The following is a 13,846-nucleotide window of genomic DNA, read 5'->3' on the forward strand; positions in this document are numbered from 1 at the left end:
TTCACAGTAGAGCCAATTCCGCTCCGATGAAATCGGAACGGGGCTCTGGATTCTTGTCCTGACGCGTTTTCTTTACGCGAACCGGTATCCACTTCGCTCGACAACGCTCCATACATGCCGTCCGTCAGCCCCGCTCGTCGATCTGACGCGAGAGAATGGCTGAAAATTCATCAGCGAAGCCCTCCAGCCGCTGGGCCTGCCGGTTCACCTCGGACGTGAACTTATTGTAGAAAATAGTGGCAGGAATGGCGGCGATAAGGCCGACGGCGGTCGCAAACAGCGCCTCCGCGATACCGGGGGCGACAACCGCCAGAGAGGTATTTTTCGACGCCGCGATCGACTGGAAGCTGGACATGATGCCCCAGACCGTGCCGAACAGGCCGACGAAGGGGCCGGCGGAGCCGACGGTTGCGAGCACCAGCAGCCTGCGTTCCAGCCGTTCGACCTCGCGCGCGATCGAGACGTTCATCACCTTGTCGATGCGCATCTGCAGGCCCGCGACCGACCGCGCATGGCTTTCGAAAGAACGTTTCCACTCGCGCATCGCCGCCACGAAACAGGCCGCCATGGAATGCGTCGGCTTGGCCGAGAGCGTGCGATAGAGCTCCTCGATCGACTCGCCGGACCAGAACGCCTGCTCGAATCGGTCCATCGAGCGCCGGGTGCGCGCGTAAAGAAAGATCTTGTCGATGGCGATCGCCCAGACCCAGACCGAGCAGGACAGAAGTCCCAGCATCACCGCTTTCACGATCCAGTGAGCCTGCCAAAACAGCGCAATCAGCGACACGTCGGCGGAGGCGGCAACCGGAAGGGCTGACTGAGCCACGTCGGCCGGATTCATAAGCAGTATCCTCTCAAGGCGATCGTCACCTAATGTCCTTCGGCCAGCAAATCGCTGCCGGTGTTCCCCAACAGCCGCACTAGAGCCGGCGCGGCCGGCAAATCCGCTCAAAGCCTTGTTCTTTCTGGGGTGCAGGGCTCGTCCAAAGCCGGCCGCCTGCATTCCCCGCCAAGATGTCAAAACTATGGGCCTCGACACGGCTTTGGGCGCGACTGTCCGCAATTACCAGAGCCCGGCGTTGGTTAATGCGGGGTTACCGGCAGCAAATTTGGCTGCCGGAAAGGCAGGCGGACCAGGGATTTGGCCCGGCAGCCCAGGGGCGGCGGCATCCGGCCGAGGAAATCGAGGGCAAGACGCGCGGTCCCGGAACCGGGTTTGAGCTCCGCGTGACCTCACTCGGCACGCGCCTAAAGACCGCTTCCTTGTCTTCCAGACCGCTGAACGAGCATTCCCTCAGGCGGCGTTCGTCGCTGCACTGCTGCGCCCGTTCCCAATGGCCCGCTGTATGGCCTCAACGAAAGTGGCGAGCCGGGGTGCGTCATTCGCCGATGCCACGTCGCGCGCAGTGATGGAAAGACAGTCAAGGGGCTGCTTGCCGACGAGCTCCCGCATCTGGCCGAAGACCTGATCGCTGCCGGCCCCGCCAAGCGTACAGAAGAATGCCACCTCGGGGAGTTTCGGCCTGTTTGCGAGCAAGTAGGCACGGACGGGCGAAGAGAGCGACCAGGCCCAGACCGGCGTTCCGATCACAACGAGATCGTAGAGAGATGGATCCCTGAGGGGCGCGGCGATGCGCGATGGGATCTGCCGTCGCGCTTCCATGGCCGAGCGCAGATAGCCGAATATCCCACTGCGGCTACCAGCCTCGGTGATCTCTTCAATGTCGCAGGACAGCGCAGCCGACAGGGATTGAGCAACTTTGCGCGTCGTGCCGGTCCGGGAATAATAGACCACGAGAATCCTTGCCTTCGCCATCGCCATGCTCCTCGCCTGTGCCTGACGGACTACATCGCGTTCACGATGCGCGCGGCTTGATTCACGTCAACAGGCGCCGAGAACGCGTCGATGATGCGTGCCGGGCTTGAAACATCTTGCCGTACGACCTGACGTGCGAGCGCCGCACGCCCCGAACACGGTCCGCTCCCTCCTCCCTGTGGACGGAACACATCGCGTGTGCCGGAGGAACCAGCCCTGCACCCGCAGAATTGTCCCGAAAATCACCTTCGGCGAGGCTTTGCCATGACCATCAACCCCAAGACGACCGCCGCTATCGGCGATCACCCGCTCCACCCCATGATCATCCCGTTTCCCGTCGCGTTCCTGGTCGGCGCGCCCATCGCCGATCTGGCCTTCATCGGAACCGGCGACGCGTTCTGGGCACGCGCCGCGATGTGGCTGATCGGCGCCGGCATCATCATGGCGCTCGTTGCTGCCACGGCCGGCTTTACGGACTTCTTCAGCGAGCCCCGCATTCGCCGGCTCAACGATGCCTGGTACCACATGATCGGCAATCTCGTCGCAGTCGCGCTGGCCCTGGTCAATTTCTATCTCCGCTATGCGCAAGGCACGGAGACCGCGATCACGCCATGGGGCGTCGTGCTTTCACTGGTCGTGGTCGGCATTCTCCTGTTCACCGGATGGAAGGGCTGGGAGATGGTTTACCGGCATCACGTCGCAGTGCTGGATGCGCCGGGCCAGACCAGTTCGGAGCCGGTCACGCCGCATCATGGCGGCGAAAGTCGCCGCCGCGCCGCCTGAGGGCGCCTCAAGCCGCCGAGGCGGACTCGGGACAGTTGGTCAGTCGCGCAGGATTGCCGATCGCTGTGCAGCCGGCGGGGACGTCGCCCGTCACAACAGTGCCGGCGCCGATCTTTGCAGAATCGCCGATGCTGATGTCGCCGAGGATGCTCGCGCCCGCACCGATGTAGACGCCGCGTCCGATGCGCGGCGAGCGCGCCGGCAGTTCGCTGCCGCGGCCGATGCTGACGTTCTGGAGGATGGTGACGTCGTCGCCGATCACGACGTTGGCGCCGATCACAATGCCGGTGGCGTGGTCCAGATAGACGGCGGACCCAATGCTGGCAGCCGGATGAATGCTGACCTGAAGCACGTTCGACGCCTCGTTCTGAAACAGCAGCGCCGCGTCGCGATGATCATGACGCCAGAGCCAGTTCGAGGCACGCCAGGCTTGCAGCGCGATGTAACCCTTGTAGTGCAGCAGTGGTGGCAGCAGGTCGGTGACAGCGGGGTCGCGGCGCGCGATGGACGCCAGGTCCCTGCCGGCAGCTTCGATCAGGCCCGGCTCGCGGTGAAAGGCGTCGCGAGAACAGGATGTGAAGCGCGCGCGTTCGGCGCCGCTGCCAAGCCGCCGTCCGATCAGATCGGCCAGAGCGGCGACAAAATCGTCATGAGCGAGGATAGCGCCGGCAACAGCCTTGCCGAATACGGGATCGGCAGCTGCCGCACGCCGGGCCTCGCGGCGGATCGCCTGCCAGAGGTCGTCGCTCGCGTCTATCGCAGCTTCCGCCACCGTCGCCTCCGATCCGCGTGCATCTGTGACGGCGAATATAGGCGGTCCGGATCAAGGCGCCAGCGGTGCCCACGGGATGCGCGTCCTCTCGCGTGGCTATCCGGCCTCTCCCGCTGGCGCGAACACGCCAAAACCAAACCGCCCGCCTGCGGGTTGCGCAAGCGGGCGGCTCGGGGCCATCAGGACTTTGGGGGCATGCGCCTGAAGGCTTTGACAGGTGTCAGGCTCGGAGTCAGCCCTGCTGCTGGTCGGTGGGCGGCGGGGTCGGACGCGTCTTGTGCTGCGCCATGAACTGGTCGAACTCTTCCTTGTCCTTGGCGTGACGCAGACGGGTCAGGAAATCCTTGAACTCGCGCTGCTCTTCCTCGAGGCGCTGCAGCGTCTCGGCGCGGTATTCGTCGAAGGCGCGGTTGCCGGAGGACGGCGGGCCGAAGCCAAAGCCGAAGCCGCGGCGCTCCATGCGGTCACGCATGCGATCCATCCTGTACTGCATCCGCTCCATCTTGTTCTGCCAGCGATCCTGGTGGCTCCAGCACGACATTCTTCTGCTCCCGAGTGTGAAAAAGAGAAGGGCAAGTCCGATCGGCCACCAGATGATGAAGCCGAGAATGGTTACGGCAATCCAGCCGGGATGCCAGGGCGTATCGAGCATGCGGGGACGCTCGTACTGTTGGTATTGGTCCGAAGGGCCGCGCCATCGATTGACATCAGCGGTGTAGGCCATTTCCCATCTCCATCACGGCACCAGCGCCGTTGTGAATGTAAATAACATTTACATAGCTAGACCATCCCGCGATTTTGTCAAGCCGGCCGCCAGACAGGGCGGGCGAATTATTTGCGCAACTTTATTTCGGCTTGCCCCAGGGGCCGCCCGGAGGCACGCCCGAACCGGAGGGAGCCTCCGGCGGCACCGGCGGCGGCTCGGCCCCCTTCGTGGCCGGACGGCGGTCGATCGGAAAGCCGAGTCCGCGCAGATAGATCAGCACCTCGGCCTCTAACAGCTCGTCCGGCGACATCGGCAATTTGCGACGCGCGGCATCGCCGCGGGAGAACAGCGAAGCGACGCCGTGCGACATCGACCAGATGTGCAGCGCCATCATCATCGCCGGTGGACGGGGTGTGCCGGGCGGCGTCAGTGCGGCGAGACGCTCGGCGGCGGCACGGATGATGTTGAAGGCGCGCTCGCTCGCCGCCTGAAGTGCCGCATTGGCATCGACCGGCACGCCCGATTCGAACATCGCGTTGTAGAAGGCCGGCTCCTCGCGAGCGAAGGCGAGATAGGCCTTGCCGACGCGCTCGAAGGCGGTGACCGTGTCGGGCCGCCCGTCGTCCCAGGCCGCCGACAGGCGTGCCTCGAACTGCTCGAAGCCGCGCTGAGCGATCGAGGACAGAAGCTCGTCGCGGTCGCGGAAATGCCGATAGGGTGCCGCGGCGCTGACGCCGGCCATGCGGGCGGCATCGGCGAAGGTGAAGCCGGCCGCCCCCTTCTCGGCGATCAGCCCGAGAGCGGCCTGCAACAAGGCTTCCTTCAGATTGCCGTGGTGATAGCCGCGCTCGGCGCGGCCGTGCTCCTTGCGCCAGCTCATGTGAACGACCTTTACATGAGCCGGGCGCGAAGGTCACTAGCGGCGATGAGGCAGGATCAGCCCCGTACTTCCACGGCAATCCCGGGCCGGTGCGTCGGCATCGAGCCCGGAACGGGCTCGCACCGAAGCTACATCTGCGGAATGGGCAGGATGGGCATCACTTCGATCGCCTCGCCCGGAAAGATCGCAAAATGCGGATGGTTCTCGAACAGTTTGGCAGCTTCCTCCTGCGAGGCGGCACGCACCACCGTGAAGCCGGTCAGCGCATTGCTGACCTCTGTGATGCCGCCGGCGTCGATCCTGCGGGTCTTGCCCAGCGGGCCGCCGATCTCGACGATGACGGACTTGTGCTTCTCGACCCAGCCGTGCCAGGCAGCCATGCCCTCCTGCTCCCTAGCCTTCCGTTCGGCCTCCGGCAGGGCACGCCAGGCCGCCATCTTGGTACCGGTCGTGCTGCCGAGATAGACGGCGAGAAATTTGTGTTCGACGCTCATGGATATCTCCTTCGGTTGGTCGATCGGAAAACGCTAGTGGCTGTCGTCTACTTCTTCAGGTCGCCAAACCCGGCCACGACCTCCTGCACTTCAGGCGAATAGTCGGCCACCTCCTGCACCTGCCGGATCTCGATGATTTCGTTGGCCGAAGCCGGGCACTTCTTCGCCCAGGCGATCGCTTCCTCGCGCGAGGCGACCTCGATCATCCAGTAGCCGCCCAGCACTTCCTTGGCTTCAGTGAAGGGGCCGTCGGTGACGATGGGCTTGCCGGTCGCAAAGGAGACGCGCGCGCCCATCGAGGGCGGGTGCAGGCCGTCGAGCGTGATCAGCACGCCGGCGTCCTTCAGCGCCTCGTTGTAACGCATCATCGCCGCGACGCGCTCCGGATCGAGCTGCACGTCCGGCGGTGCAGCTTCGTATCCGAGCGGAATCATCAGCATCATGAATCGCATGGGATTTCCTCGCTGCTCTCAGTCATTCCGATCTTTCCCGCGGGCGGAAACAGCCGGGCCGCGTTCCCTCTAAGACGAACGACCTTCTGCCGAGCCGACAGCGGGGCGGGGAATTATTTGGAGGCGCGCCAGCGCGACTGCGGCAGGGGCATTCGGGCCGAATTGGGCTCGATAGCGCGGTGGGGCCTTTCGTGCCGGAACCAAAGCGAAGTAAAAGGGGCCGGCGCTCGCGCGCCCCCCGGACACAGGACAGATCAGCCAATGCCGCAAGCCCCGCAAAAAGTCGCCCTCGTCACCGGAGCTGCACGCGGCATCGGGCTTGCGACCGCGAAGAAATTCCTGGCCGAGGGCTGGCGCGTGGCGCTGCTCGACATCGAAGGCGACTTGCTCGGCCGCGCCGTCGCCGAAATCGGCCAAAGCGAGTCAACGCTGGCGCTGACCTGCGACGTTTCCGACGCAGCCACAGTCGCCACCGCGATGACGACGATCGAGCGGCGGTTCGGCCGGTTGGATGCCCTCGTCAACAATGCCGGCATTGCGGTGTTCGCGCCGCTGATGGAGACGTCGGAGGCCGACTGGCGCCGCGTGCTCGAGGTCAACCTCACCGGACCGTTCCTCTGCACCAAGGCGGCGGTGCCCTTGATGCGCGACGGCAATGGCGGCGCCATCGTCAACATCACCTCGATCTCGGCGGTGCGCGCCTCGACGCTGCGCTCGGCCTACGGCACCAGCAAGGCGGGCCTTGCGCACCTTACCAAGCAGCTCGCGGTCGAGCTCGCCTCGCTCAACATCCGTGTCAACGCGGTCGCGCCGGGACCGGTCGACACCACGATGGCGAAGCAGGTTCACACCAAGGAGATCCGCGCCGACTATCACGACGCCATTCCGCTCAACCGCTACGGCCTGGAAGAGGAGCTCGCGGAAGCGATCTACTTCCTGTGCTCGGGAAGTGCGAGCTACATCACCGGCCAAATTTTGGCCGTCGATGGCGGCTTCGATGCCGCGGGTATCGGCCTGCCGACGCTGCGCGGCCAGCGGCGCAACGGGTAGGCACGGATTTGGTGGGTGGGCAAAAGGCGCGCAAGCGCCTACCTACCACCTCTCTGGATTTGCGGTACCATTGGTAGGCACATACGCTATGCCGCCTTACGATGTCGAGATTTCGGAGAGTGCCATGCGACGCATCACCTTCCTCAAAGCCCTGATGCTTGCATTCGCGCTGCTCGGCGTCACGCCGGCGGCGGCCGAGATCCGCATCATCCAGTCGCCGGGTGGACAGGTCGGGCCGTTCCTCGATCTGTTCGAGAAGGTGCGCGAGAGCGGCGAGCGTGTGGTCATCGACGGCCCCTGTCTGTCCGCCTGCACGCTGGTGCTGAGCATCGTGCCGGGCGAGCGCATCTGTGTCACCAAGCGCGCGGTACTGGGCTTCCACGCCGCGCGCTCGGTCGACCGGCGCGGGCGCTTCTATGCCGAGCCGGAAGCATCGGTCGCGGTGCTTGCCGCCTATCCCGGCCCGGTGCGCGACTGGATCAGCCGCCGAGGCGGCCTGAGCTCACGGCTGCTGCTGTTGAAGGGTCGCGATCTCGCCGCGATCTATCCGCGATGTCGGTGACGATGCGTCGTTGATAGTCTCGCGATCGCTCGCGCCCGACACTGACGACCATTGTTGTCGGAACCGCTGCAGGGCCTCGTCAGAGGGCTCGCCGTCTAGAACAAAGTCTGGACTACGGGCGCGAGCTTCATGCTCACGCAAATGACCATTCCCCAAAGAGCAAAGTTGATTTGTAGCGCCGCCGCCATCGGTCGCTCCCTTCCAAGTCGCCCCGCCCTAGTTTGTAAATTTTATGAAGCGAAGTTAGCGATTCTGTTGTGCAGATCACAGCCCAATATTGCGCCAATTGTTGTGCGGTGCAGTCGGCTTCACGAAGCGGCCTCACTCCGCGCGCAAAGTGATGCGAAATTCCGATTCGTATTCGACCATGCCGGCTCGTCCGTTTGCCTTAAGTTCCATTAGAACGTCGTGATGCGAAGCGCTTCACGCGGATTGCGCGTCGCATACGCAGCAAAGGTCCTGGCATGATTCGATACTGCTTCATCTTGCTTACTTTTTGCACAGCGCTGATTGAATGCGCAGGCGCTCAAGCGCAGGAACGGCGTCCTATCGCATGGGATGGTCTTGGCAAGGATCCGAACCGTCCTCATGTCGCGAAGCGGCGCGTGGCGAATCCCGCACCCGCGGCGCCGGATCCCAATCTGGAGCGGGAACGCGTGCTCGGCACCTTGCAGCCATATTCACAGGCGTGGTGGGCGGTCCATGACGAGATACAGGCGGAGAACGACAGGCGGCTCGGCACCAAGCTCCTGATCTGCCCTCGTTGCGTGGAGCCGTCGCCGCCGAGCGAGAACGTCACCGGATCAATCCGGTGAAAGGACAAACGGCCGATCGGCGCGTGAGGTAAGGAGTCCATGCGTGTCCCCTCTCCCGCAGCATTGGAGAGAGGGGATCGCAACTCAATGGATCGCGGGCGCGGCCGTGCCCGTCACATTCCTTCCGCCGGGCAGTTCACCATCCAGGGAATGCCGAACTTGTCGACGCACATGCCGAAGCCCCTCGCCCAGAACGTCTTGCTGAACGGCATGGTGATCGAGCCGCCATCGGCGAGCGCGTTGAACTTGCGCTCGCCGTCTGCGGGATCCTTGACAGTGAGCGAGATCGAAAAGCCCTGCGGCTTGTGAAAGTGCTCGGCCGGCGCGTCGGAGGCCATCAGCACGCTGCCGTCGGGCAGCGACATCCGCGCATGCATGATCATCTTCTCGCGGCCAGGCGGGGCCGGCACCTCCGGCGGTGCATCCGACGAGCGCATCATTGCATCGATCTTTCCGCCGAGAACCTTGGCGTAATAGTTGAACGCCGCTTCGCAACTGTCCTGATAGAACAGATAGGGATTAAGCATCGTTTCTCTCCTCTTCGTTTGCAGTGAGGCTTATTGCTTCTCGGTGAGCTTCTTCAGGCCGGCGAGACCTGCCTCGAAGTCCTTGCCGATCATGCTGTCCATGTTGATGAACACCTGCATGACCTTCGACAGGAACGGGGCCGGACCGTACATCGCCCACGTGACCAGAGTGGCATCGCCTTGCGGCACAAAGGTGAACTCGGCGGTGTTGTGCCCTTCGAATGGCCGCTCGAAATCGAGCTTGATGCGAAGCCTGGAGGGCCCGTTCGCCTCCAGTATCTCCATGTGGCCGGCACCGACATTGTTGTTGCCGTTCCAGGCATAGGTGGCACCCTTTCCCGCCGCGGTTCCGCCGAACGTCCGCTTCATGGCGGGATCGCGCTCCTCATAGGGCGACCAGGCGGTCCAGCGATGAAAATCAGCAACCAGCGGATAGATCGCGTCGGCCGGAGCTTTCACGGCGAGACTGCGCTCGACGCGGAACGTGTCGGGTTTCGTCAAAGCGAAGATGAGGACGGCGGCAAAGCCGACGGCAATAGCGATGGCGATGACGGAAAAGACCTTCAGCATGAATGGCTCCCCTTGTACGGGCTAAGGACGAAGGGGAACAGCGTGGGCCGACAATTCGAAGACGAAATAATTCCGGCGTCATTCGGGGCACCCGAAGGGTGAACCCGGAATGACGGAGTGGTTGGATGCCAGGTCAAGCCGTGGCTTTGAGTTGCGCTTTACTTCGCTTCGGTCCCCTGCCTCGCACTCGCCTTCTTCGGCTGGCTGTCCCGGATCAGGCGATCGAGATGCATGCGGATGTGGGCGGCTTCGGCCGAGGTGTTGGCAAGCGCGATGGCGCGGTCGAAGGCGACGCGGGCTTCGTCGTTGCGGCCGAGCTGCATCAGGAATGCGCCGCGGACGCCGTAGAAATGGAAGTAGTTGGCAAGCTTCGGCGCCAGTGGCTCGATCAGATCGAGCGCGGCCTGCGGCCCGCGCACCTTGGAGACCGCGACCGCGCGATTGAGCGTCACCACCGGTGACGGCTGCACCACTTCCAGAGCGCCATAGAGCAGGTCGATCTGCGTCCAGTCGGTCTCCTCCGGCGTCGCGGCCCGCGCATGCAGCGCAGCGATCGCGGCCTGGATCTGATAGGGACCGCTGCGGCGGTGGCGCATCGCCTTGTCGATCAGGGCGAGACCTTCGGCGATCATGGTGCCGTTCCACAAGGAACGATCCTGATCGTCCAGCAGGATCAGCGATCCGTCCTCGGCAAAGCGCGAGGCGCTGCGGGCGTGTTGCAGCAGAATCAACGCCGTCAGGCCCATGATCTCGGGCTCGCTCGGAAACAGGCGCAGCAGCAGCCGCGCCAGCCGGATCGCCTCTTCGCACAGCGGCTTTCTGATCTCCGCGGTGTCTCCACTCGCCGAATAACCTTCGTTGAAGATCAGGTAGATCATTGCGGCGACACCGGCGAGCCGCTCGGAACGTTCGACGGCGCCGGGCGCTTCGAAGGGAACGCCTGCGTCGGCGATCTTTGCCTTGGCCCGCGTGATGCGCTGCTCCATCGCGGCTTCCGAAACCAGGAAGGCGCGTGCGATCTGCTTCACGGTGAGGCCTGAGACGATGCGCAACGCCAGCGCGATCTGCTGCGTCGCCGGCAGCTGGGGATGGCAGCAGATGAACATCAGCCGCAGGATGTCGTCGCGATAGTGCGAGCCGTCGAGCCGCTCGGCGAGCGCACCTTCGGCGTCGTCGAGATCGGAGATCGCCTGATCGTCCTCCGGCAGCGGCTGCTGCTTGCGGGCCCGGCGGACCTCGTCGATCGCGACGTTGCGGCCGACCATGATCAGCCAGGCTGCGGGATCGCGCGGCGGCCCGTTCTGAGGCCAGGTCTTGAGTGCGCGCAAGGACGCGTTCTGGAACGCCTCCTCTGCAGTGTCGAGATCGCGGAAATAGCGCAGCAGCGCGCCGACCGCCTGGGGTCGCGCCGAGGTCAGCGCAGTCTCGATCCAGGCGGTATCGGCCTCGCTCACGTCAGGTTTCCTCCGGGCCGGAACACGCCGACGGGACGCACCTCGTAGGCACCGCCGGGATTGGCAGCGCCCAGCTCGCGCGCGACGTCGAGCGCATCGTCGAGGTTCTTGCAGTCGACGATGTAGAAGCCGAGCAGCTGCTCCTTGGTCTCGGCGTAGGGGCCGTCGAGCACCAGAGGCGGATCCTCCTTGCGCAGCGTTGCCGCCGCGGTCGTCGGCAACAGCCGTGCCACCGGTCCGAGCCGCCCCTGCTTGCTGAGCTTCTCCTGCACCACGGCGAGCTTCTTCATCACGGCCTCGTCCTGCTCCTTGCTCCAGGAGCCGACGAAATCCTCATCGTGATAGCAAAGAATGGCGTAAAGCATAGGCGACACTTTCCTCGTCTGTTCTGAAGACGCGCCAATATGCCCCGCGCCGACAGGGCTGCGGAAAAAATTTGCAAGAAAAATCCGGCAGATCGTGCCAAGGAGGGGCTTTCTCAAGCGGAACCGACGAGGCACTTCGAATGACCCTGGGCACACTGGCCGTCCTGATCAACAGCACGCAGCAGAACTGGCTTCCCGAGCGCTGGAAGGCCCGGTTCGAAGCGGTCTGCGGGGAGCGCCGCGTCGTGCTGCTGCCGGATGCCGGGCTCGACCCGGCGGAGGTGCACTATGCCGCGGTGTGGAAGCCGGTGCCGGGCGATCTCGGTGCGTTCCCCAACCTGCGCGCGATCTTCAACCTCGGTGCCGGTGTCGATGCACTGATGGCGGACAAGAGCCTGCCGGATGTGCCCTTGGTGCGCGTCGCCGTGCCCGATCTCACCAACCGCATGACCGAATATGTCGTGCTGCACGTGCTGATGCACCACCGCCAGGAGCTGTACCTGCGCGACTCGCAGCGCGTAAAGCGCTGGGCGCCGCTCTATCAATGGCCGGCCAGCGCGGTGACTGTCGGCGTCATGGGCCTGGGGACTCTCGGCGCTGACGCTGCCGATGTGCTGAAGCGGCTCGGCTTCCGCGTCGCCGGCTGGAGCCGCAGCCCGCGGACGATCGACGGCGTCGCGTGCTTCCATGGCGCTGCGCAGATCGATGCTTTCCTGCACACGACCGACATCCTGGTCTGCCTGCTGCCGCTGACGCCTGACACCAACGGCATCCTCAACCGCGACGCCTTCACAAAGCTCAACCGCAACAGCCCGCTCGGCGCGCCCGTGCTGATCAATGCCGGCCGCGGCGGCCTTCAGAACGAAGCCGATATCCTGGCCTGCCTCGACGACGGCACGCTGGGCGCCGCCTCGCTCGACGTCTTCGTGCAGGAGCCGCAGCCGGCGGACAGCCGCTTCTGGAGCCATCCCAAGGTGGTGTTGACGCCGCACAACGCGGCCGACACCGACGCCGACGCGATCTCGGCCTATGTCGCCGAGCAGATCGCGCGGTTCGAGGCCGGCGCAGCGCTGGAGAATGTGGTGGATCGGGCAAGGGGCTACTAAGCCCCTGGATTCGCCAGCACTGGCGCTTCAGGCTCGGTGTCTCCGCTTGCCCGCGACGGCAGCCTACGCTTTCGCGCCGACCATCATATCGATCGCACCCTTCACGATCGCCTCCAGCTCCCTGCGCGGAACGCGGGCGCGCGAACGGACGGCGATGGAGTGCACGGTAGCTGATGCGATCTGCGCCAGCACGGCCGGATCGGCGCTCCCCGGCAACTCGCCCTTCTCCTTGGCACGGCGGAAGCAACCGGCAAAAGCCTTGTCGAGCTCGGTGAGACCGTCGAGCACCATGGCGCGGATCTCGGGATCGCTCACCGCCTCGGACGCCGCCGTCACCACCGTGAAGCAACCGCGCGGGCCGGCCTCGCCGGAGAGATAGATGTTCAGCGCGGAGGCGAAGATTCGCTCCAGGCGCTGGCGCAGCGGCATTTCCTCGCGAAAGATCGCGGCCATGGAGGCTCGCGCTTCCTCACGGTAGCGCTGGTAGCTCTTGATGTAGAGCTCACGCTTGTCGCCGAAGGCGCCGTAGAGGCTCGGGCGGTTCATGCCGGTGGCCTCGCTGAGATCGTCGAGCGAGGTCGCGGCAAAGCCCTGCCTGCGGAACAGGTCGAGCGCCTTGCCGAGCGCGACATCAGGCTCGTAGGCGCGGGGACGGCCGCGGCGCTTGGGCTGACTGGCAGCAGCTGGCGGCTTTGATTTTTGTACCATTTTGCAAATTAATCCTTGACCGCGGGTATATTATGCAACACAGTACAAAAATCAATCTGGCCAGGTTGAGCGAAACTCCAGAGAATTGCCCAAGGAGGCTACAGATGGATCTCTATTTCTCGCCGCTCGCCTGCTCCATGGCGACGCGCGTCGCGCTGTATGAAGCCGGCGCCGAGGCGAACTATCTCGAAGTCGACCCGCCGACCAAAACAGTGCTGAGCGACGGCTCCGACTTCCGCGCCGTCAATCCGATCGGCCTTGTACCGACGCTGCGCACCGACGAGGGCGTGGTGCTGACCGAGAACGCCGCGATCCTGCAATATGTGGCCGACCGCTTCCCGCAGTCCGGCCTCGGCACCGCCGCGGGCATCGAGCGCACCCGGCTGCATCAATGGCTCTGCTTCGTCGGCACCGAGCTGCACAAGGGCCTGTTCATTCCCATGCTCGACCGCAAGGCGCCGCAGGAAGCGAAAGCCTACGCGCTGGAAAAGAACCTGTCGCGGCTCGACTATCTCGACAACTATCTGAAGGGCCGCGATTTCCTGCTCGACCATTTCAGCGTGGCGGATGCCTATCTCGTCACGGTCATCAACTGGACCATGGCGACGCCGCCGATCGAGCTTGCGAAATGGCCCAACGTGAAGGCCTATTACGAACGCCTGCGCCAGCGCCCGTCGATCGCCAGGGCAATCGCGGAGGAGTTCGAGTTGTACAAGGCCGAGCTCGCGCGGAAGAAGGCCGCAGCGTAAGGCCAATGCTATCTGCATATTTGGTGCGGCAGCGACG

18 protein-coding genes are annotated in these 13,846 nt (G+C 64.4%); 6 read left to right on the forward strand and 12 right to left on the reverse strand.

All coding sequences use genetic code 11. The annotated features are described in order from the left end of the window. Window positions 1-124 precede the first annotated feature (124 nt). Window positions 125-841 carry a protein TolQ gene (gene tolQ, locus ABIG06_RS05865; protein ID WP_028180156.1) on the reverse strand — a complete coding sequence of 239 codons (717 nt, stop codon included), beginning with the start codon at window positions 839-841 and terminating at the stop codon, window positions 125-127. 453 nt (window positions 842-1,294) lie between these two features. After that, complete coding sequence (locus ABIG06_RS05870) at window positions 1,295-1,822, reverse strand: flavodoxin family protein (RefSeq protein WP_370134989.1); 528 nt, start codon at window positions 1,820-1,822, stop codon at window positions 1,295-1,297. Window positions 1,823-2,080: 258 nt separating this feature from the next. Between ABIG06_RS05870 and ABIG06_RS05875 the strand changes: the two genes are divergently transcribed. Next, window positions 2,081-2,599 carry a DUF2231 domain-containing protein gene (locus ABIG06_RS05875; RefSeq protein WP_370134992.1) on the forward strand — a complete coding sequence of 173 codons (519 nt, stop codon included), beginning with the start codon at window positions 2,081-2,083 and terminating at the stop codon, window positions 2,597-2,599. A 7-nt stretch (window positions 2,600-2,606) separates the two neighbouring features. Here ABIG06_RS05875 and ABIG06_RS05880 read toward each other — a convergent pair whose 3' ends face one another. The 5 genes from ABIG06_RS05880 to ABIG06_RS05900 all read right to left on the reverse strand — a co-directional run bounded on the left by ABIG06_RS05880 (window position 2,607) and on the right by ABIG06_RS05900 (window position 5,903). Further along, window positions 2,607-3,371, reverse strand: a complete 765-nt coding sequence (locus ABIG06_RS05880) for a serine O-acetyltransferase (RefSeq protein WP_370134995.1) — start codon at window positions 3,369-3,371, stop codon at window positions 2,607-2,609. 232 nt (window positions 3,372-3,603) lie between these two features. Continuing rightward, a complete protein-coding gene (locus ABIG06_RS05885) occupies window positions 3,604-4,095 on the reverse strand; it encodes a DUF2852 domain-containing protein (RefSeq protein WP_035704640.1) in 492 nt (163 codons plus the stop codon). 121 nt (window positions 4,096-4,216) lie between these two features. Next, the gene (locus tag ABIG06_RS05890; protein ID WP_370134996.1) at window positions 4,217-4,957 is read right to left on the reverse strand and encodes a TetR/AcrR family transcriptional regulator; all 741 of its coding nucleotides are present in this window, start codon (window positions 4,955-4,957) and stop codon (window positions 4,217-4,219) included. A 128-nt stretch (window positions 4,958-5,085) separates the two neighbouring features. Further along, the gene (locus tag ABIG06_RS05895; protein ID WP_124159116.1) at window positions 5,086-5,451 is read right to left on the reverse strand and encodes a YciI family protein; all 366 of its coding nucleotides are present in this window, start codon (window positions 5,449-5,451) and stop codon (window positions 5,086-5,088) included. A gap of 47 nt (window positions 5,452-5,498) precedes the next feature. Continuing rightward, window positions 5,499-5,903 carry a YciI family protein gene (locus ABIG06_RS05900; protein ID WP_370134998.1) on the reverse strand — a complete coding sequence of 135 codons (405 nt, stop codon included), beginning with the start codon at window positions 5,901-5,903 and terminating at the stop codon, window positions 5,499-5,501. A gap of 261 nt (window positions 5,904-6,164) precedes the next feature. On the opposite strand from ABIG06_RS05900, the gene ABIG06_RS05905 reads away from it, so the two are divergent. The 3 genes from ABIG06_RS05905 (at window position 6,165) to ABIG06_RS05915 (ending at window position 8,330) form a co-directional block, all read left to right on the forward strand. Then, window positions 6,165-6,953 (forward strand): SDR family NAD(P)-dependent oxidoreductase, encoded by a 789-nt coding sequence (locus ABIG06_RS05905; RefSeq protein WP_370135001.1) that lies wholly within the window; start codon window positions 6,165-6,167, stop codon window positions 6,951-6,953. A gap of 124 nt (window positions 6,954-7,077) precedes the next feature. Further along, window positions 7,078-7,515, forward strand: a complete 438-nt coding sequence (locus tag ABIG06_RS05910) for a hypothetical protein (protein WP_124159119.1) — start codon at window positions 7,078-7,080, stop codon at window positions 7,513-7,515. 464 nt (window positions 7,516-7,979) lie between these two features. Then, window positions 7,980-8,330: a hypothetical protein gene (locus ABIG06_RS05915; protein WP_370135004.1), complete on the forward strand. Its 351-nt coding sequence runs from the start codon at window positions 7,980-7,982 to the stop codon at window positions 8,328-8,330. 113 nt (window positions 8,331-8,443) lie between these two features. On the opposite strand, the gene ABIG06_RS05920 is transcribed toward ABIG06_RS05915, so the two are convergent. The 4 genes from ABIG06_RS05920 to ABIG06_RS05935 all read right to left on the reverse strand — a co-directional run bounded on the left by ABIG06_RS05920 (window position 8,444) and on the right by ABIG06_RS05935 (window position 11,246). After that, on the reverse strand, window positions 8,444-8,857 hold the full coding sequence (locus ABIG06_RS05920; protein WP_124159121.1) for a VOC family protein: 414 nt from the start codon (window positions 8,855-8,857) through the stop codon (window positions 8,444-8,446). A gap of 30 nt (window positions 8,858-8,887) precedes the next feature. Then, a complete protein-coding gene (locus ABIG06_RS05925; RefSeq protein ID WP_370135006.1) occupies window positions 8,888-9,427 on the reverse strand; it encodes an SRPBCC family protein in 540 nt (179 codons plus the stop codon). Between the two features lie 158 nt (window positions 9,428-9,585). Further along, a complete protein-coding gene (locus tag ABIG06_RS05930) occupies window positions 9,586-10,881 on the reverse strand; it encodes an RNA polymerase sigma factor (protein WP_370135008.1) in 1,296 nt (431 codons plus the stop codon). After that, a complete protein-coding gene (locus ABIG06_RS05935; protein ID WP_124159124.1) occupies window positions 10,878-11,246 on the reverse strand; it encodes a YciI family protein in 369 nt (122 codons plus the stop codon). The genes ABIG06_RS05930 and ABIG06_RS05935 overlap by 4 nt, the downstream gene beginning before the upstream one ends. A gap of 140 nt (window positions 11,247-11,386) precedes the next feature. Here ABIG06_RS05935 and ABIG06_RS05940 point away from each other — a divergent pair, with 140 nt between their 5' ends. After that, a complete protein-coding gene (locus tag ABIG06_RS05940; RefSeq protein ID WP_370135011.1) occupies window positions 11,387-12,352 on the forward strand; it encodes a 2-hydroxyacid dehydrogenase in 966 nt (321 codons plus the stop codon). 63 nt (window positions 12,353-12,415) lie between these two features. Here the strand turns inward: ABIG06_RS05940 and ABIG06_RS05945 are convergent, their stop codons facing one another. Continuing rightward, the gene (locus ABIG06_RS05945; protein ID WP_370135014.1) at window positions 12,416-13,060 is read right to left on the reverse strand and encodes a TetR/AcrR family transcriptional regulator; all 645 of its coding nucleotides are present in this window, start codon (window positions 13,058-13,060) and stop codon (window positions 12,416-12,418) included. Between the two features lie 104 nt (window positions 13,061-13,164). On the opposite strand from ABIG06_RS05945, the gene ABIG06_RS05950 reads away from it, so the two are divergent. Next, window positions 13,165-13,809 carry a glutathione binding-like protein gene (locus ABIG06_RS05950; RefSeq protein ID WP_124159127.1) on the forward strand — a complete coding sequence of 215 codons (645 nt, stop codon included), beginning with the start codon at window positions 13,165-13,167 and terminating at the stop codon, window positions 13,807-13,809. The last annotated feature ends 37 nt before the right edge of the window (window positions 13,810-13,846 follow it).

The sequence above is a fragment of the Bradyrhizobium sp. USDA 326 genome (genome assembly GCF_049739485.1).
Lineage (GTDB): Bacteria > Pseudomonadota > Alphaproteobacteria > Rhizobiales > Xanthobacteraceae > Bradyrhizobium.